This window comes from Streptomyces ruber, assembly GCF_014648075.1.
GTDB lineage: Bacteria > Actinomycetota > Actinomycetes > Streptomycetales > Streptomycetaceae > Streptomyces > Streptomyces ruber.
The window spans coordinates 15,755-34,475 of the sequence record NZ_BMQK01000022.1 but is presented as its reverse complement, the minus strand read 5'-3'; the positions used below and the strand labels follow the sequence as shown (position 1 = coordinate 34,475).

17 protein-coding genes and 1 tRNA gene are annotated in these 18,721 nt (G+C 69.7%); 8 read left to right on the top strand and 10 right to left on the bottom strand.

Going from position 1 to position 18,721, the window contains the following annotated elements; all coding sequences use genetic code 11:
- Positions 1-12: 12 nt before the first annotated feature.
- Positions 13-939: a J domain-containing protein gene (locus IEZ04_RS30750; protein ID WP_373296385.1), complete on the bottom strand. Its 927-nt coding sequence runs from the start codon at positions 937-939 to the stop codon at positions 13-15.
- 130 nt (positions 940-1,069) lie between these two features.
- Positions 1,070-2,476 carry a DUF2252 domain-containing protein gene (locus tag IEZ04_RS30745; RefSeq protein ID WP_189220256.1) on the bottom strand — a complete coding sequence of 469 codons (1,407 nt, stop codon included), beginning with the start codon at positions 2,474-2,476 and terminating at the stop codon, positions 1,070-1,072.
- 296 nt (positions 2,477-2,772) lie between these two features.
- On the opposite strand from IEZ04_RS30745, the gene IEZ04_RS30740 reads away from it, so the two are divergent.
- Complete coding sequence (locus IEZ04_RS30740; protein WP_189220255.1) at positions 2,773-3,345, top strand: GNAT family N-acetyltransferase; 573 nt, start codon at positions 2,773-2,775, stop codon at positions 3,343-3,345.
- 170 nt (positions 3,346-3,515) lie between these two features.
- Here IEZ04_RS30740 and IEZ04_RS30735 read toward each other — a convergent pair.
- A tRNA-Leu gene (locus IEZ04_RS30735) sits at positions 3,516-3,599 on the bottom strand.
- Between the two features lie 668 nt (positions 3,600-4,267).
- Between IEZ04_RS30735 and IEZ04_RS30730 the strand changes: the two genes are divergently transcribed.
- The 6 genes from IEZ04_RS30730 to pknB all read left to right on the top strand — a co-directional run bounded on the left by IEZ04_RS30730 (position 4,268) and on the right by pknB (position 12,443).
- The gene (locus IEZ04_RS30730; RefSeq protein ID WP_189220254.1) at positions 4,268-5,137 is read left to right on the top strand and encodes an FHA domain-containing protein; all 870 of its coding nucleotides are present in this window, start codon (positions 4,268-4,270) and stop codon (positions 5,135-5,137) included.
- Between the two features lie 10 nt (positions 5,138-5,147).
- The gene (locus tag IEZ04_RS30725) at positions 5,148-5,666 is read left to right on the top strand and encodes an FHA domain-containing protein FhaB/FipA (RefSeq protein WP_189220253.1); all 519 of its coding nucleotides are present in this window, start codon (positions 5,148-5,150) and stop codon (positions 5,664-5,666) included.
- A 125-nt stretch (positions 5,667-5,791) separates the two neighbouring features.
- A complete protein-coding gene (locus IEZ04_RS30720; protein ID WP_189220252.1) occupies positions 5,792-7,354 on the top strand; it encodes a Stp1/IreP family PP2C-type Ser/Thr phosphatase in 1,563 nt (520 codons plus the stop codon).
- A 27-nt stretch (positions 7,355-7,381) separates the two neighbouring features.
- Entirely contained in the window at positions 7,382-8,818 is a 1,437-nt protein-coding gene (locus IEZ04_RS30715; RefSeq protein WP_189220251.1) for an FtsW/RodA/SpoVE family cell cycle protein, read from the top strand.
- A complete protein-coding gene (locus IEZ04_RS30710) occupies positions 8,815-10,275 on the top strand; it encodes a penicillin-binding transpeptidase domain-containing protein (RefSeq protein WP_189220250.1) in 1,461 nt (486 codons plus the stop codon). The genes IEZ04_RS30715 and IEZ04_RS30710 overlap by 4 nt, the downstream gene beginning before the upstream one ends.
- A gap of 170 nt (positions 10,276-10,445) precedes the next feature.
- The gene (pknB, locus tag IEZ04_RS30705) at positions 10,446-12,443 is read left to right on the top strand and encodes a Stk1 family PASTA domain-containing Ser/Thr kinase (RefSeq protein WP_189220249.1); all 1,998 of its coding nucleotides are present in this window, start codon (positions 10,446-10,448) and stop codon (positions 12,441-12,443) included.
- 102 nt (positions 12,444-12,545) lie between these two features.
- Here the strand turns inward: pknB and IEZ04_RS30700 are convergent, their stop codons facing one another.
- The 6 genes from IEZ04_RS30700 to IEZ04_RS30675 are packed head-to-tail and all read right to left on the bottom strand — an operon-like array spanning position 12,546 to position 17,064.
- Positions 12,546-13,337 carry a class E sortase gene (locus tag IEZ04_RS30700; RefSeq protein ID WP_189220248.1) on the bottom strand — a complete coding sequence of 264 codons (792 nt, stop codon included), beginning with the start codon at positions 13,335-13,337 and terminating at the stop codon, positions 12,546-12,548.
- Positions 13,338-13,389: 52 nt separating this feature from the next.
- Positions 13,390-14,640, bottom strand: coding sequence for a class E sortase (locus IEZ04_RS30695; protein ID WP_229821399.1), 1,251 nt, complete (start codon positions 14,638-14,640; stop codon positions 13,390-13,392).
- Positions 14,637-15,275 carry an aminodeoxychorismate/anthranilate synthase component II gene (locus tag IEZ04_RS30690; RefSeq protein ID WP_189220246.1) on the bottom strand — a complete coding sequence of 213 codons (639 nt, stop codon included), beginning with the start codon at positions 15,273-15,275 and terminating at the stop codon, positions 14,637-14,639. The genes IEZ04_RS30695 and IEZ04_RS30690 overlap by 4 nt, the downstream gene beginning before the upstream one ends.
- A complete protein-coding gene (locus IEZ04_RS30685) occupies positions 15,272-15,481 on the bottom strand; it encodes a hypothetical protein (RefSeq protein ID WP_189220320.1) in 210 nt (69 codons plus the stop codon). The genes IEZ04_RS30690 and IEZ04_RS30685 overlap by 4 nt, the downstream gene beginning before the upstream one ends.
- 4 nt (positions 15,482-15,485) lie before the next feature.
- Complete coding sequence (locus IEZ04_RS30680; RefSeq protein ID WP_189220245.1) at positions 15,486-16,127, bottom strand: class E sortase; 642 nt, start codon at positions 16,125-16,127, stop codon at positions 15,486-15,488.
- Between the two features lie 43 nt (positions 16,128-16,170).
- Positions 16,171-17,064, bottom strand: coding sequence for a DUF881 domain-containing protein (locus IEZ04_RS30675; RefSeq protein ID WP_189220244.1), 894 nt, complete (start codon positions 17,062-17,064; stop codon positions 16,171-16,173).
- Positions 17,065-17,207: 143 nt separating this feature from the next.
- Between IEZ04_RS30675 and crgA the strand changes: the two genes are divergently transcribed.
- Positions 17,208-17,462 (top strand): cell division protein CrgA, encoded by a 255-nt coding sequence (crgA, locus tag IEZ04_RS30670; RefSeq protein WP_189220243.1) that lies wholly within the window; start codon positions 17,208-17,210, stop codon positions 17,460-17,462.
- Positions 17,463-17,752: 290 nt separating this feature from the next.
- Here crgA and IEZ04_RS30665 read toward each other — a convergent pair whose 3' ends face one another.
- Positions 17,753-18,694 carry a rhomboid family intramembrane serine protease gene (locus IEZ04_RS30665; protein WP_189220242.1) on the bottom strand — a complete coding sequence of 314 codons (942 nt, stop codon included), beginning with the start codon at positions 18,692-18,694 and terminating at the stop codon, positions 17,753-17,755.
- Positions 18,695-18,721: the final 27 nt, after the last annotated feature.

Below are 18,721 nucleotides of genomic sequence, written 5' to 3'. Positions count from 1 at the left end.
CCCGAGCGCGGCCTACCCCTGGGACAGGAACCGCGACAGCTCCGCCTCGCGCTCGGCCACCTGGGCGAGGAGCTGTTCGGCGATCTCGTCGAGGAGGCGGTCGGGGTCGTCCGGTGCCAGGCGCAGCATCGCGCCGATGGCTCCCTCCTCCAGTTCCCGGGCGACCAGGGTGAGCAGCTCCTTGCGCCGGGCGAGCCATTCGAGGCGGGCGTAGAGCTCCTCGCTGCGGCTGGGCCTGCTCTCCTCGGCGACGGGACCGGCGTCCCACTCCTCGGACAGCTCCCGCAGCAGCGCCTCGTCCCCACGGCCGTAGGCGGCGTTGACCCGGGCGATGAACTCGTCCCGCCGCTTGCGCTCGCCCTCGTCCTGCGCCAGGTCCGGATGGGCCCTGCGCGCGAGCTCCCGGTAGAGCCTGCGGGCCTCCTCGCTCGGCCGCACCCGCTCCGGCGGCCGTACGGGCTGGTCGGTGAGCATGGCGGCGGCCTCGGGGAACAGGCCGTCCGAGTCCATCCAGCCGTGGAACAGCTCCTCCACGCCCGGCATGGGCATCACCCGCGCCCTGGCCTCGTGAGCCGCGCGTACGTCCTCCGGATCCCCGGTGCGCGCGGCTTTCGCCTCGGCGATCTGCGCGTCCAGCTCATCGAGCCGGGCGTACATCGGCCCCAGTTTCTGGTGGTGCAGCCTCGAGAAGTTCTCCACCTCGACGCGGAAGGTCTCCACGGCGATCTCGAACTCGATCAACGCATGTTCGGCCGCGCGCACGGCCCGCTCCAGCCGCGCCTCGGGCCGCTCGCCCCCGGCATCGCCGCCCCGCACCTGCCCCTGCGGCTCGCCGGCGACGGTCTCGGCGGCGGCACCGTCATCGGCGGCGGCACCGGCCGGGAACCCGGCATCGGTCTCGGGCTGGAACTGAAACTGATCGGCTTCCGGGCTCGTCACCCGACCAGCGTAGGCCACACCTGTCCGACCGGACCGCCTCCGCACACGTCCGGGCACCACCCGCGGACCGCCCCCTCACGCCTCCGGGCACCACCCGCTCCCCCTCCCGCGGACTGTCGGCAGCCGCCCCTCAGACCCCTTGCTCCGCCGCCACCCGCCCCTCCCTGACGGCGGTCACGAGCTCGGCGTGGTCCGCCTCCGTGCGGTCGGCACAGGCGACGGCGAACGACGCGACGGCCTCGTCCAGCTCCTCGCTCTTGCCGCAGTAACCGGCGACCAGGCGCGGGTCGGCGCTGTGGCTGTGGGCACGGGCCAGAAGCGCTCCGGTCATGCGGGCGTAGTCGTCGATCTGGTCGGTGGCCAGCTCGGCCGGGTCGACGCTGCCCTTGCGGTTGCGGAACTGGCGTACCTGGAAGGGGAGCCCGCCGACCGTGGTCCAGCCGAGGAGGTTGTCGCTGACGACCTGCATGCGCTTCTGGCCGAGGACCACCCGGCGGCCCTCGTGGGACACCTCCGGGACGTCGAAGCCGGCCTTGCCCAGGTGCGGTACCAGCACCGAGGGACGGGCCTCCTTGACCTGGAGGACGAGCGCCTCACCCCGGTGGTCCAGGAGGAGGACGACGTACGAGCGCGTGCCCACGCTGCCCGTGCCGACCACTCGGAACGCGACGTCGTGCACCGCGTGGCGGGCGAGGAGGGGCAGCCTGTCCTCGGGCAGGGTGCCGAGGTACTCCTCCAGGGAGACCGCCACCGCCGCGGCCTCCGTGTCCGGGATGCGACGCAGCACCGGAGGCGCGGCCACGAAACGGCGCGTGCCGTCGTCCAGCACCCGTGTCGACCTCGCCGCGAACCGACCGCTCGTGTTCGCCCGTGCCTTCTCCTGCACCCGCCCCAGCGTGCCCAGCAGGTCGTGGGCGTCGGTGTGGGAGACCAGTTCCTCGTCCGCGATGGCGTTCCACGCGTCGAGTGCCGGCAGTTTGGCGAGCAGCCGCATCGTGCGACGGTAGGCCCCCGCCGCGTCGTGCGCCGCCTCCCGGCACCGGTGCTCGGACGCGCCCGCCTCCCGTCCGGCCAGCACCAGCGACGTGGCGAGCCGCTTGAGGTCCCACTCCCACGGTCCGTGGACGGTCTCGTCGAAGTCGTTGAGATCGATGACCAGTCCGCCGCGCGCGTCGCCGTACAGGCCGAAGTTCCCCGCGTGCGCGTCGCCGCAAATCTGGGCGCCGATGCCCGTCATGGGCGTCCGCACGAGGTCGTACGCCATCAGACCGGCCGAGCCGCGCAGGAACGCGAACGGTGTCGCGGCCATCCTGCCGACCCGGAGCGGCATGAGCTCGGGGATCCGGCCCCGGTTGGAAGCCTCGACGGCGGCCACCGCGTCCGGCCGGCCGGCGTCGAGCGTCAGCTCGGCGTGCGCCGCTCGACGCACCCGCTCGCGCAGCGCCTTCCCCTCCGCCTTGGGCGAGTCCCGCGAGGGCCATCGTGCGAAGCCCCGCACCCAGGGCAACCGCGCCCCGCCCGCCTCCTGCGCCGGCATCCGCACCGCCTCCCCCGTACACGAACACCACCTCGGCCCCCCGACGACCGTACAGCCGCTCGACGTGAGGCGTCAGACCCTGTGGACAACCTCGAAGTCACAGCCCGTCCGCCGACGGCACCGGCACTGGCCCCGGCACCGGCACCGGCACGGCACCGGCACCGGCACTGGCACTGGCACTGGCACCGGTCAACCGGGGAGCTCCGGACTCCACGACGACATACTCGTGCGATCCCGAGGAGTCCCTGCGAAGGGGCTGGAGAAGGGTTGGGGAAGGGCTGAAGAAGGGAACTGCCATGTCCGTGCTGATCCGTCCGGCGACGCCCGAGGATGTCCGAACCATCGCGGCGATCAACGCCCACTACGTCACCGAGACGCTGGCCACCTTCGACGAGGAGCCTCGGAGCACGGACGAGTGGCTGCGCGTCCTCGAGGACCGGAACGCCCGCGGGCTGCCCTTCCTCGTAGCCGAACTCGCCGTTCCCCACGTCCCCGACGACCACACCGCATCAGTGGTCGGCTACGCGTACGCCAGCCCCTGGCGCCCCAAACCCGCCTACCGGCACACGGCCGAGGACACCGTCTACCTCGCGCCGGGACACACCGGCCGAGGACTGGGCACGGCCCTGCTGGACGCCCTGCTGAAAGGGTCCGCCGCGGCCGGGGTGCGCCGGATGATCGCGGTGATCGCCGACACGGGGGACGGGGGCTCGGTCGCCCTGCACCGCCGCTTCGGCTTCACCGAGGCCGGCCGCCTGACGGCCGTCGGCCGCAAACACGGCCGATGGATCGACACGCTCCTCATGCAGCGTGCTCTGGAACACCCCACCCTTCCGGACCCGCACCCACAGCCCCACCCGCACCCCTGAGCGGACTGTGAGCGGGCTGGGCGCCATCCGCAGCGACCACCTCACCGACCGACCGTGAGATACCTCACCTCGCACGAGCGCGAGCGCGGATACCTCACCTCGCACGAGCGCGGAGGGCAACGAGAAAGGGCCCCCACCGGACTTCCGTCCTGGTGGAGACCCTTCCGCTGTGCGCGAGGGGGGAGTTGAACCCCCACGCCCTTGCGGGCACTGGAACCTGAATCCAGCGCGTCTGCCTATTCCGCCACCCGCGCATTGGGTGTGTCCTCCGGCTCCCGCCCCTTTCGGTGCTGGCGCCTTCCGACATGCAGAAGATTAGCACGCCGGAGCGGGTGGATTCACATCCCTTGGTCCGGCCCGGCACTCACCGCCACCGACCACGACCGCTCCCCCTGTCGACCACGCCGGCCGATCAACCCTGCTGATCAACAGCGCCCCACCAGCACCCGCCCCTCCCCCTCTCTCGCCTTCCCCCCCTCCCGTTCCTCCCCCCTCCTTCAGCTCCCCCCTCCACAGCCACCTCCTCCCATGCCGACGCACACCGACACACGTCGCCACACGCTGGTTCACGTATCAACCTCGTACCGGTCCCGGCCATCTCCCCAGGAGACGGACAAGGTCCGTGGTCGGGTGCGGGACACTGGTCTGGCGTCACCTCTACGATCCTTGGCAGAAGAACCGCAGGACCTCCTGCAGAACCTGTGCAGGACGTACCCGCAGCAGCGCCACGAACGGCTGCGGGACAAGGCGCGACGGAGTTCGAACACGGGCTCCGACGGGAATTCGGGAGGGGACTTCAGTGGGCGTCGACACCCGTCGACCGGGCTGACAGGGGGAACCAGCCGATTTCCCGGCGCGTGGATACGATCAGTAAGCAGTACGTACGCGGTACGCAGGACGACGACGACGGAGGAGGTGCCCCATGGGAGTCCTGAAGCGTTTCGAGCAGCGTCTCGAAGGTCTGGTCAACGGCACCTTCGCCAAGGTGTTCAAGTCCGAGGTGCAGCCGGTGGAGATCGCGGGAGCGCTCCAGCGGGAGTGCGACAACAACGCGACCATCTGGAACCGCGACCGGACCGTCGTACCCAACGACTTCATCGTGGAGCTGAGCGCGCCGGACTACGAGCGCCTCAGCCCCTACTCGGGCCAGCTCGGCGACGAACTCGCGGGCATGGTCCGCGACTACGCCAAGCAGCAGCGCTACACCTTCATGGGTCCCATCAAGGTGCACCTGGAGAAGGCCGACGACCTCGACACCGGCCTGTACCGGGTGCGCAGCCGTACGCTCGCCTCCTCCACCAGCCAGCAGGCGCCCCCGTCGGCCCCCACGGCCGGCCGGCCCGGCCAGGGGGGCGGCGGCACCGGTGGCTACGGCTACCCGCAGCCCGCCGCGCCTACGGGCGCCCCGCCCATGCCGTCCGCGCCGCCGCCCGGCGCGCCCCCCGGCGGTTACGGCTACCCGCAGCCCGCGGGCGGCCAGCGGCCCCCGGCGGCCCCCACGGCCGCCGGTCGCACGCGCTACTGGGTCGAGATCAACGGCAGCCGCCACCAGATCTCCCGCCCGACGCTGGTACTCGGCCGCAGCACCGAGGCCGACGTGCGGATCGACGACCCCGGCGTGTCCCGCCGGCACTGTGAGATCCGGACCGGAACGCCCTCGACGATCCAGGATCTCGGGTCCACCAACGGCATCGTGGTGGACGGGCAGCACACCACCCGCGCTACGCTCCGCGACGGCTCGCGGATCGTCGTGGGCAGCACCACCATCATTTACCGGCAAGCCGAAGGGTGAAGCGGGGGCAATGTCAGAGCTGACCCTCACGGTCATGCGGCTGGGTTTCCTGGCCGTACTGTGGCTGTTCGTGATCGTGGCCGTGCAGGTCATCCGCAGCGACCTGTTCGGTACGCGCGTCACCCAGCGGGGTTCGCGCCGTGAGGCACCCAGGCAGCAGGCGGCCGCGCGACAGACGCCACCGCCGCAGCAGCAACAGCGCCAGCAGGGTTCCGGCAGCCGCGGCCGCCGCGGCGCCCCCACCAAGCTCGTCGTCTCCGAGGGCACCCTCACGGGCACAACGGTCGCGCTGCAGGGGCAGACCATCACGCTGGGCCGCGCGCACGACAGCACCATCGTGCTGGACGACGACTACGCGTCCAGCAGGCATGCCAGGATCTACCCGGACCGTGACGGCCAGTGGATCGTCGAGGACCTGGGGTCCACCAACGGCACGTATCTCGACCGGACCCGCCTCACGACACCCACGCCGGTCCCTCTGGGTGCGCCGATCCGCATCGGCAAGACCGTCATCGAGCTGCGGAAGTAGTGCTACGTCATGAAAGAGCGCGAGCGGAGCGAGCACGCGGCGGCCCACACCCCGGGCCCCGGCGCGCTCCCGACCGGAGGGTGGGCACCGTGCGGATGTACCCGGAGCCGACGGGCGAGGTGCGCATGAGTCTGTCACTGCGTTTCGCCGCCGGATCGCACAAGGGCATGATCCGGGAGGGCAACGAGGACTCCGGTTACGCCGGTCCGCGCCTGCTCGCCATCGCCGACGGCATGGGGGGCCAGGCGGCCGGTGAGGTCGCGTCCTCCGAGGTGATCTCCACGATCGTCGCGCTCGACGACGACGTGCCCGGTTCGGACATCCTGACCTCGCTGGGCAGCGCCGTGCAGCGCGCCAACGACCAGCTGCGCGCGATGGTCGAGGAGGACCCCCAGCTCGAGGGCATGGGCACCACCCTGACCGCCCTGCTCTGGACCGGCCAGCGGCTCGGCCTCGTCCATGTCGGCGACTCGCGCGCGTACCTCCTGCGGGACGGCGTCCTCACCCAGATCACCCAGGACCACACCTGGGTGCAGCGTCTGGTCGACGAGGGGCGCATCACCGAGGAGGAGGCCACCACCCACCCGCAGCGCTCCCTGCTGATGCGCGCACTGGGCAGCGGCGACCACGTGGAACCCGACCTCTCCATCCGTGAGGTCCGCGCGGGCGACCGGTACCTGGTCTGCTCCGACGGCCTGAGCGGCGTCGTGTCCCACCAGACGATGGAGGACACCCTCGCCAGCTACCAGGGCCCGCAGGAGACGGTGCAGAACCTGATCGAGCTGGCACTGCGCGGCGGCGGCCCCGACAACATCACGGTCATCGTCGCCGACGTCCTCGACATCGACTCCGGCGACACCCTGGCCGGGCAGCTCTCCGACACCCCGGTCGTGGTGGGCGCGGTCGCCGAGAACCAGCACCAGCTGCACGACAACGGCGCCATGCAGACACCGGCCGGCCGCGCGGCCGGCCTCGGCCGCCAGGGATCCGGCCAGGGCGGCGGCGAGTTCGGTCCGCCCGGATCGGGCGACACCACCGGCTACGTCCAGGCGGGCAGCTTCGGCGACTACGCCGACGGCGACTTCGAGAAGCCGCGCAAGCAGCGCCGGTGGCTGAAGAGATCGTTCTACACCGTGCTCGCCCTCGCCGTGATCGGCGGCGGTGTGTACGGGGGTTACCGCTGGACGCAGACGCAGTACTACGTCGGCGCCAACGAGGACCACATCGCGCTCTACCGGGGCATCAGCCAGGACCTCGCCTGGGTCTCGCTGTCGAAGGTCCAGACGGACCACCCCGAGATCGAACTCAAGTACCTGCCGCCGTACCAGCAGAAGCTGGTCGAGGCGACCATTGCCGAGGGCAGTCTGAAGGACGCCGAGAAGAAGATCGCCGAGCTCGCCACCCAGGCGTCCGCCTGCCGCAAAGACGCCCAGCGCCGCCAGGCCGAGAGCGAGCGGAACGCGAAGACCGGCGAGGGCGAGGCCGGCGGAGTCACGGGAACCACACGGACCTCCGTCACGTCCAAGGCCACAGCGGCGCCGAACCCGTCCTCGTCGCCGTCAACGCCGTCATCAGAGTCACCACAGTCTTCGCCATCAGCGACGAACACAGCCGAACCCGAGCCCGACCCGGGTCCCAGCCTCTCCGAAGAAGAGCAGCAGCTGGTCTCGCGGTGCGGTAAGCAGTAGGCAAGCCGTGAGGGGCCCCGTCATACGATGAGCAGTACAACCAACACGTCGACGCAGCACACGTCCACGATCGGTGCCATCGGCGCGCCGAGCCGCCGCAACACCGAGCTCGGGCTGCTGCTGTTCGCCGTGGCCATCCCGGTGTTCGCCTACGCCAACGTCGGGCTGGCCATCAACGGCGAAGTGCCGTCCGGCCTGCTCGCCTACGGCCTCGGTCTCGGCCTCCTCGCGGGCGTCGGTCACCTTGTCGTACGGAAGTTCGCGGCGTACGCGGACCCGTTGCTGCTGCCGCTGGCGACCTTGCTGAACGGGCTCGGTCTCGTGGTCATCTGGCGGCTGGACCAGTCGGAGCGCCTGCAGCAGCTGGCGGAGCGCGCCTACGGCACCTTCAGCCCCTCGGCCCCCAACCAGCTGATGTTCTCGGCCGCCGGCCTCGCCCTGTTCGTCGCGGTGCTCGTGTTCATGAAGGACCACCGCATCCTGCAGCGCTACACGTACATCTCGATGGCCGTCGCGCTGGTGCTGCTGCTCCTGCCGCTGGTGCCCGGTGTCGGGGCCGATGTCTTCGGCGCGAAGATCTGGATCAACGTCGCCGGCTTCTCCATCCAGCCCGGCGAGTTCGCGAAGATCATCATCGCGATCTTCTTCGCCGGCTACCTGATGGTGAAGCGGGACGCCCTGGCCCTGGCCAGCCGCCGCTTCATGGGTCTCTACCTGCCGCGCGGCCGCGACCTCGGTCCGATCATCACGATCTGGGCCGTCAGCCTGCTCATCCTGATCTTCGAGAACGACCTCGGTTCGTCGCTGCTGTTCTTCGGCATGTTCGTGATCATGCTGTACGTCGCCACCGAGCGGACCAGCTGGATCGTGATCGGTCTGCTGATGTCCGCCGGCGGAGCCGTCGGCGTGGCCTCGTTCGCCAGCCACGTGCAGGCCCGTGTCGACGCCTGGCTCGACCCCTTCGGCTGTTACAAGACCTCCGGCGCCTGCGAGCAGATCGGGCAGTCGATCATGTCCTTCGGTTCCGGTGGCGTCATGGGCACCGGGCTCGGCCAGGGCAACTCCGACCTCATCGGCTTCGCCGCCAACTCCGACTTCATCTTCTCCACTTTCGGCGAGGAGCTCGGCCTGGCCGGCGTCATGGCCGTCCTGCTGATGTACGGGCTGATCATCGAGCGGGGCATCCGTACCGCGCTGGCCGCCCGGGACCCCTTCGGCAAGCTGTTCGCCGTCGGTCTGTCCGGCGCCTTCGCCCTCCAGATCTTCGTCGTCGCGGGCGGTGTGATGGGACTCATCCCGCTGACCGGTATGACGATGCCGTTCCTCGCGGCCGGTGGCTCCTCCGTCATCGCCAACTGGGCCCTCATCGCCATCCTGATCCGCATCAGCGACACCGCACGCCGACCGGCTCCGACGCCCGCCTCGAACCCCGATGCCGAGATGACCCAGGTGGTCCGACCGTGAACAAGCCTCTGCGCCGCATCGCGATCTTCTGCGGACTGCTCGTCCTGACGCTGCTCATCCGGGACAACTGGCTCCAGTACGCCCAGGCCGACCAGCTGAAGAGCCACGAGTTCAACCGCCGGGTCGCCATCGAGCGGTACGCCACTCCGCGCGGCGACATCATCGTCGACGGCCAGGCCATCACCGGGTCGGCCGCCACCGAGGGCACGGACTACAAGTACAAGCGCACCTGGAAGAACGGCGAGATGTGGGCGCCCGTGACCGGGTACGCCTCGCAGATCGTGGGCGCCACCCAGCTGGAGAGCCTCGAGGACGGCATCCTCACCGGCAACGACGACCGGCTGTTCTTCCGCAACACGCTCGACATGATCACGGGCAAGAAGAAGGAGGGCGGCCAGGTCGTCACCACCCTCAGCGCCGCCGCGCAGAAGGCGGCCTTCGAGGGACTCGGCGACCGCAAGGGTGCCGTCGCCGCCCTCGATCCGACCACCGGCGCGGTCCTCGCGCTCGCGTCCACGCCGTCGTACGACCCGTCCACGTTCGCCGGCATCAGCACCAAGGACAGCGAGACCTTCCAGAAGCTGGACAAGGACGAGGACAAGCCCATGCTGAACCGGGCGCTGCGCGAGACGTACCCGCCCGGCTCGACCTTCAAGGTGGTCACGGCCGCCGCGGCGCTGGAGAGCGGCAAGGTCGACGGCATCGACTCGGCCACCGACACGCCGGACCCGTACCCGCTGCCCCTGTCGACGAAGCCCCTCACCAACGAGCACGGGAACTGCGAGAACGTCTCCCTGCGCGAGGCGCTGCGCATCTCCTGCAACACCGTGTTCGGCAAGCTCTCCGACGACGTGGGCAACGAGGAGATGATCAAGCAGGCCAAGAAGTTCGGGTTCGACGACCCGGAGCTCGACATCCCGGTCCGGGCCGCCGAGAGCGTCTACCCCGAGGACAACCGGCCGCAGAACGCCATGGCCGGCATCGGCCAGGCGTCCAACCGCGCCACCCCGCTGCAGATGGCGATGGTCGCCGCCGCGGTCGCCAACGACGGCAAGCTGATGAAGCCGTACATGGTCGACCAGCTCAAGGCGCCCAACCTCGACGCCATCGAGACGCACGAGCCCGAGGAGTACTCGCAGGCCGTCTCCCCGGAGACCGCACAGGCGCTGCAGGAGATGATGGAGACGGTCGTCAAGGACGGCACCGGCTCCAAGGCGGCGATCGACGGCGTCACGGTCGGCGGCAAGACCGGTACCGCACAGCACGGCCTGAACAACAGCGAGAAGCCGTACGCCTGGTTCATCTCGTACGCCAAGGCCGACGACGGCAGCTCGCCCGTCGCCGTCGCCGTGGTCGTCGAGGACGGCAGCGCCAACCGGGACGACATCTCCGGTGGCGGTCTCGCCGCCCCCATCGCGAAGAGCGTCATGCAGGCAGTACTCGACAGCAAGCAGTGACCCGGGTCACGTCGCTCGCACAACGGCGCACGTTGCGATACCGGTCCTGTCACGGGTGGCGACTGTGGCCAGGTCACGCAGGGCGAGCCGGGTACGGTAAGCCCGGACAGCACACCGCCGGACCACACACAGGTGCGGTCGGGACCGACGGAGAGGGCTGGTAGGTAGCTATGGAAGAGCCGCGTCGCCTCGGCGGCCGGTACGAGCTGGGCCATGTGCTCGGCCGTGGTGGCATGGCCGAGGTGTACCTCGCGCAGGACACCCGTCTCGGCCGCACCGTGGCGGTGAAGACGCTGCGCGCGGACCTCGCGCGCGACCCCACCTTCCAGGCCCGGTTCCGCCGTGAGGCCCAGTCCGCCGCCTCGCTCAACCACCCCGCGATCGTCGCGGTGTACGACACTGGCGAGGACTACATCGACAACGTGTCGATCCCGTACATCGTCATGGAGTACGTCGACGGCTCGACGCTCCGGGAACTGCTGCACAGCGGGCGCAAGCTGCTGCCCGAGCGGGCCATGGAGATGACCATCGGCATCCTCCAGGGCCTGGAGTACGCCCACCGCAGCGGCATCGTCCACCGCGACATCAAGCCGGCCAACGTCATGCTGACCCGCACCGGTCAGGTCAAGGTGATGGACTTCGGCATCGCCCGCGCCATGGGCGACTCCGGCATGACGATGACGCAGACGGCCGCGGTCATCGGCACCGCCCAGTACCTCTCGCCGGAGCAGGCGAAGGGCGAGCAGGTCGACGCGCGGTCCGACCTGTACTCCACCGGCTGCCTGCTGTACGAGCTGCTGACGGTCCGCCCGCCCTTCGTCGGGGACTCCCCGGTCGCGGTGGCCTACCAGCACGTACGGGAGGAACCGCAGGCGCCGAGCGTCTTCGACCCCGAGATCACGCCCGAGATGGACGCGATCGTGCTGAAGGCGCTGACCAAGGACCCGGACTACCGCTACCAGTCCGCCGACGAGATGCGCGCCGACATCGAGGCCTGCCTCGACGGTCAGCCCGTCGCCGCCACGGCGGCCATGGGATCGGTCGGCTACGGCGGCTACCCGGACGAGCAGCCGACGCAGGCCATGCGCCCCACGGACGCGCAGTCCACCACCATGCTGCCCCCGATGAACCCGGACGACGGCGGCTACGGCTACGACGACCGCCCCGGCCGGCGGCGTCAGCAGAAGAAGAACAACACCTCGACGATCCTGCTGGTCGTCGCGGGTGTGCTGGTGCTCGTCGGAGCCATCGTGATCGGCAAGCTGGCGTTCAGCGGCAACGGCGACGGCAACGATCCCTTCGCGGCCCCCAACTTCGTCGGGTCGACGCAGGAGGAGGCCCAGCGGATGGCCGAGAACGTCGACCTCACGCTGGAGATCACCGAGAAGCCCTGCGAGGACCAGCAGACGGGCAACGTCTGCGAGCAGACCCCGGAGGCCAAGGCCGAGGTCAGCAAGGGCGACACCATCAAGGTCGTGGTGTCGACCGGGGCGCCCAAGGTCGCCATCCCCAACGTCATCGGCGACGACGTCGACGAGGTCACGAAGGAGCTGGAGGGCGACGACTACCAGCTCCAGGTCGAGACGGAGACCAAGGAGTCCGCGGAGACCCCGGGCACGGTCCTGAAGACGGACCCGACCGCGGGCGAGGAAGTGGAGAAGGGTTCCACGATCACCCTCACCGTGGCCAAGGAGGTGGCGAGGTCCACCGTTCCGACCGTCACCGGCCAGTCCTGCGACGAGGCCAAGCAGCAGATGGAGGCCAACGACCTCGTCGGTGAGTGCACCGAGGTGCCGACCGAGGACGCCAACCTGGACGGCAAGGTGATCCAGACGTCGCCGCAGGGCGGCACGTCGGTCGACAAGAACTCCAAGGTGACCATCCAGATCGGCAAGAAGACCGAGCCGGAGACGGTGCAGGTCCCGGACGTCAACCGCAAGTCGCTGAAGGACGCCAGGGCGGCGCTGGAGGGCGCGGGCCTGCAGGTCAACGTCAACGGCTCGCAGAACGACGACGCCACCGTCTTCTTCCAGGACCAGGCGGCGGGCAGCGAGGTACCCAAGGGCACCACGGTGAACCTGACGACCGCGGACGTGGGCGGCGGCGACGGAGGCGGCAACAACGGCGGCAACAACGGCGGCGGCTTCTTCGGCGGCGGCTTCGGCTGACGGTACGACCGCTGCGGTACGACGGAGCCCCGGTGCCCTCTTCGAAGAGGGCACCGGGGCTCCGTCGTACCGTTTGTGCTGGTGCGCCCCGTGGGGGACCGTCTAGCGCAGTTCCTCGGGCGGCGTCCGGTCCTCGTCCACCTGTTCCACCCGCTCCAGTTCGCCCCACACGATGTACCGGTAGTTCGAGGTGAAGACGGGCGTGCAGGTGGTGAGGGTGATGTACTTGCCGGCCTGCTTCTTGCCGGACTCCTCGGGGATCGCGTCGAGGACGTCGACGTTGTACTTCGAGGTCTCCGGCAGCATCGCGTAGACCTTGTAGACGTACCACTCGTCCTTCGTCTCGAAGACGATCGGGTCGCCTTCCCGGACCTTGTGGATGTTGTGGAACTTGGCCCCGTGGCCGTCGCGGTGGGCGGCGAGGGAGAAGTTGCCGTCCTTGCCGTCCGTCGGGAGGGCCGCCTTCACCGGGTCGGTGTAGTAGCCCGCGACGCCGTTGTTCAGGAGCTTGGTCGAGGTGCCCTTCCTGATCAGGATCTCGTCCTTCGTCATGGTCGGGACGTGCAGGAAGCCGATGCCGTTCTTGGCGTCGTACTCGGCCGGCGCGCCGTTCTCCCCCTCCTCCCGGGCCCAGGTGTCACGGACCTTGTCGCCCTGCTTGTCCGCCTCGCGGTCGGCGACGACGTTCGTCCACCACAGCGAGTAGACGACGAACAGGCCGAGGACCACGCCCGCGGTGATGAGGAGTTCACCGAAGACGCTGACGGCCGTCGCGATCCTGCCGGTGCCGCGGCGGCGCGGGGCCGCCGGTGCCGGCGACGCGGTCGTGGCCGTGGCCGCGTCGGCGGACCGCTCCTCGTGCTGCTGCTCCCCGTGCTCGGTGGTGGCTGCCACTGCATCTGCCCCGTCTGTTCCAAGTACCGCGTGCTCTCACGACATCAGGTGCTCATTGGACGAGCGCGTCCGGTTTGCCCTCGCTGCGCGGCCGTTCCTCGACCATCTTGCCCCACACGATCATCCGGTACTTGCTGGTGAACTCCGGCGTGCAGGTGGTCAGCGTGATGTAGCGGCCGGCCTCCGTGAAGCCCGAGTCCGCGGGGATCGGGTCGAGCACCGCGATGTTCGACGGCTGCGTCACCGGCAGGATGGAGGCCATGTCGTAGACGTAGTACGTGTCCTGCGTCTCGACCACGATCGGATCGCCGGGCTGGAGCCGGTTGATGTAGCGGAAGGGCTCCCCGTGGGTGTTGCGATGGCCCGCGATGCCGAAGTTGCCCGTCTTGTCCTCGGGCATGGCCGTCTCGATGCTGTTCTCGTCGTAGTGGCCGACCATGCCGCGGTCCAGGACCGTCGACTTGTCGATGCCCTGGGCGATCGGGACGACCACGTCCAGCTTCGGGATGTGCAGGATGGCGAAGCCCTGCCCCGGCTCGAACGCCCCCGGCGCACGCTCGCCGCTCGCCCACTGCTCCTGGAGACTGCTGGTCTCCTTCCCGGCCTGGGCCTGCGCCCGTACGTTCGACCACCACAGCTGGTACGTCACGAACAGCAGCATCAGCACGCCGGTGGTGATGAACACCTCGCCGATCAGCCGGCTGGCCATGGTCCCGGCGCTGGGTCTGCGCGCCCGTGCGGCCCGCCGTGCCTCCACGCGCGACAGGGGAGCCGCCGAGGAGGACGTACTGTCGGGCGTCCCGCCGCCCTGGACGCCCTCCTGAGCGCCGTTCCGGTCCCTGTTCGCACCTTGCCGCCCTCGCCGCTTGGCTGCCTTCCGGCGGGCCGCACGGCCGCCCTCAGAAGACGCGGGGCCGGGCGGCGGGAGTGCCTCGGAGACCATGGGCATCGTGGCCGTGGGAGCCGTGGCCATGGACTCGGGCCCCGTCCGTGCCGCGCGCCGCCGCGCCTCGACCGTGTGGCGGGTCTCCACCACCCGCAGCGGCATCGTCTCGTCGTGGCCGGCGAACCGCTGTCCCTGCGGGCCCGGCGACTGGGACTGCGGCGCCTGCCGGCCCGGCAGGGGGTCGGTGAGCGGGTCGGACAGTCCGTCCACGGCCTGCCGCAGAAGCGCCTCGGCCCGGAGGGCCTCCGCCAGACGGGCCTCGGCCCGGCGGGCGTCCGCCTCGAACGCGTCGGCTCCCCCGTACGCGGCCTCGCCGCCGTAGGGGGAGCTGTCGCGCTCGGGGCGCAGCGCCGTCACGCCGAGGCCCTGCCCACCACCGGGGCGAGCCCCGCCGACCGTTCCACGGCGCCCCGGTCGCCGCATTCCACCAGCCAGTTGGCCAGCATCCGGTGACCGTGCTCGGTCAGCACCGACTCGGGATGGAACTGCACTCCTTCGACCGGGAGTGCACGGTGGCGCAGGCCCATGATGATCCCGTCCTGGGTGCGCGCCGTTATCTCCAGCTCGGCCGGGACGGTCGCCGGATCGGCGGCCAGCGAGTGGTAGCGGGTCGCGGTGAAGGGAGAGGGCAGCCCGGCGAAGACGCCCCGGCCCTCGTGCTCGACGAGTGAGGTCTTGCCGTGCAGCAGCTGGGGCGCGCGGTCCACGACGCCGCCGTACGCCACCTGCATCGACTGCATCCCGAGGCAGACGCCGAAGACGGGTACGCCGGTGGCCGCGCAGTGGCGGACCATGTCGACGCAGACGCCGGCCTCCTCGGGCGTGCCCGGGCCGGGCGAGAGCAGCACGCCGTCGAACGAGTCCTGGGCGTGCGCGGTGGTCACCCGGTCGTTGCGCAGCACCTCGCACTCGGCGCCGAGCTGGTACAGGTACTGGACCAGGTTGAAGACGAAGCTGTCGTAGTTGTCCACGACGAGGATGCGCGCGCTCACTGTTGGTCCACCGTCACATCGTTGAAGGGCAGCAGCGGCTCGGCCCAGGGGAAGACGTACTGGAAAAGGACGTAGACCACGGCGAGCACCAGCACCACGGAGATCAGCGCCCTGACCCAAACATTGCCTGGCAGATGCCGCCAGATCCAGCCGTACATGCCGTCCCTTCCCTCGTGCCACGGCACCGGACTCAGGCCGTGCTCCACCAGACTAACGGCGCAACGCTTCTGGTTCCCCGGCGTTCACAGGCTGTGTGGAACGCAACTTCGCCCACACGATCAGCCGGTGACTGTGACCCCATTCCGGATCGCACGTGGTCAGCGTCAGATAGCGGCCCGAACGGGTGTACCCGGACTCCCGTGGGACAGGATCGATCACCCCGACGTCCGCGGGCACGGTTTTGTACGGGCCTTTGTCGATCCGATACGTGAACCAGGTCGTCGCGTCCCTGAGGACCACCGCGTCACCGGGGCGCAGCCTGGGGAAGTCCTTGAAGGGGTCGCCGTACGTGCGGCGGTGGCCGGCGACCGCGAAGTTGCCCTGCTGTCCGAGCCGAGCGGTGGCCCCGTAGTGGCCGAGGCCCTGTTTGAGGGTGTCGGTCCCGGTTCCTTCGAGCACGGGCTTGTTCCACGTGGAACCAAGACGCGGGATGTACATCAGGGCGAAGGGCGCACCGTCCCGGTAGGGGTGCGCGGCGCCCTCCGCCCACTGCTTCTTCAGCGTGGCGATCTGGTGCTGCATCTCGCTGCCGGCGTCCGCGCCGGTCCAGAACAGCACGTAGGTCACGAAGAGCACGGTGAGTACACCGAGGGTGACGCACATTTCGCTGACGGTCCTGACGACGACGCGCACCGGCGGCTCCTGTGATGTCCTTCACGGCGGCTGCCTGCGCCGTCTATTCAACGGGAGTCGCGTGGTGCAGGTCCACCGTGCCCGAGTAGCCGGGCAGAGTCACCGGCCCGTCCTCGCTGACCTTCCAGCCGAGTCCGTAGACGTTGACGTAGACCATGTAGTTCTGGATCGCGGGGGAGGCGGTCAGTGCCTTCCGCAGCTCCTCGGGGTCACCGACGGCCTGGATCGTGTAGGGCGGCGAGTAGACGCGGCCCTGGAGGATCAGGGTGTTGCCGACACAACGCACGGCACTGGTGGAGATGAGCCGCTGGTCCATGACCTTGATGCCCTCGGCTCCGCCCTGCCAGAGGGCGTTCACCACGGCCTGCAGGTCCTGCTGGTGGATGACCAGGTAGTCGGGCTGCGGCTCGGGGTAGCCGGGGATCTTCGCGGTGGCGTCCGGCGGGGCGTCGTCGAGGGTGACCGTGATCGCCTCGCCCGTGAGCTCCTGCGTGCCGGCGTCCTTCTCCAGCGCCTCGAGCCGGTCGGCGTCGGCCTGTGTCCTGCCGTCGTCGCCTTCGGCGAGGGCCTCGACCTCCTCCCGGAGGGCCGCGTTGGACTCGTCCAGCCGGCCGTTCTCCTGGCTGCGCTCGTGGATGAGGTCCGAGAGCTTCAGCAAGGAGGCGTCCGTACGGATGTCGGTGCCCTTGGCCGTGTTGAAGCTGGTGAAGAAAATGAGTCCGGCGAGGGCGAACACGGCGAGGGTGAGGATGCGGACGGGTGGGAAACGGCGCCGGGACGCGGTCCCCGAATGCTTGCGGGGAGCTGCGGAAACGGCGTCATGGGCCTCGGTGTCCGTCCCGGAGGTGCCCGGGAATCCCGGCTCCGGCAGGTGCGCGGAACCCCTCGCGGGCGAGTCGCCCGACCCCACCCCGGGTGTGTCGGCGGAATTGCTCAACGTACCCTTATCTCCTTCGGCGCCGCGGAAGCACTACGCTAACGGACGCCTGGGGGAGCCTCCGGAGTCCCCGTGCACCCCGCCCCCGGCACCCGCCCCAGATCCCTGCGCGGCCACGCAGCGCATCGACAGGAGAGACCCTCGTGCCGAAGTCACGTATCCGCAAGAAGGCCGACTACACGCCGCCGCCGACGAAGCAGGCGGCGACCATCAAGCTGAACAGCCGCGGCTGGGTCGCACCGGTCATGCTGGCCCTGTTCCTCATCGGTCTCGCCTGGATCGTCGTCTTCTATGTGACCGACGGTTCCCTGCCGATCGACTCGCTCGGCAACTGGAACATCGTGGTCGGCTTCGGGTTCATCGCGGCCGGGTTCGGCGTCTCCACCCAGTGGAAGTGACGGTCACCACCTGGTGAACACAGCCCGCACCCGGGATGTCCGCCAGTTCTCCCCATAGCTGTCCACTGAGTTATCCACAGGCGTTTTCCACATGGGGAAAAGAAACGACGATCTGTGGATAACCGTCTGGGCGTTGACGCCGGTACGACAGACCTACCGTCAATCGCAAGAGTGTTCGCCCCCTGCCTCACCTGCGGAAACGCGAGTGAGCGGCAGGGGGCACACCTGTTCCCGCACAGTGTGCACAAGATTCGCAACCGTCTGTGGACAACTTCGGTCGCCCTCGGCCCTCAGACGAGCTGAGCCGTTCTGACGACCGTCACGATCACCACCGCGATGAGAACGAGCGCGCAGACGCCGTACTGGACCAGCGCCCGCCGCTCACGCGGCGCGTGCACCATCGCGTAGCCGATGACCACGCCGCCGACCAGACCGCCGATGTGCGCCTCCCAGGCGATGTTCCCCCAGCCAAAGGTGATGATCAGGTTGATCACCAGCAGGATGACGACCGGGCGCATGTCGTACTGCAGGCGCCGCATCAGTATGGCGGTGGCGCCGAAGATCCCGAAGATCGCGCCCGAGGCGCCCAGCGACGGCTGGTTGGGCTCGGCGAGCAGATAGGTGAGCGCGCTCCCCGCGAGGCCCGAGACCAGGTAGAGGGCGAGATAGCGGGCCCGGCCGAGCGCCGCCTCCAGGGGGCCACCGATCCACCACAGGCTGAGCATGTTGAACATGATGTGGATGTAGCTGCTGTGCAGGAACATCGCCGTCAGCAGCCGGTACCACTGCCCCTCCGCGACCCCCTCGAGCGAGGCCAGTTGACGGTCGAGCACGAGACCGATGAGGTTGAACCGGTCGGTGAACTCGTCCCCCAGCCTGTACTGGACCAGGAAGACGAACAGGTTGATCCCGAGCAGGATCTTGGTCACCAGCCGGGGATCCGCGGCGACGGTGCCGCCCGCGACCGTACGGGGCCGCGAGGCACCCGGCGCATGGCCCGTGCCGGAGCCCTCACGGACGCACTCGGGACACTGGAAGCCCACCGAGGCGTCCACCATGCAGTCGGTGCAGATCGGGCGCTCACAGCGGGTGCAGCGCACGCCGGTCTCACGGTCCGGGTGGCGGTAGCAACCGGGCAGGCTGTGGGCGTCCTGCGGTCCTGGATCCTGCGGACCGCCGTGCTGCGGGTCCCGGTTCTGCGGGCCCTGCGGGCTGCCCGGCGCCTGGTCCATGGGTTTCCTCATCTCCGTACGTCGGCA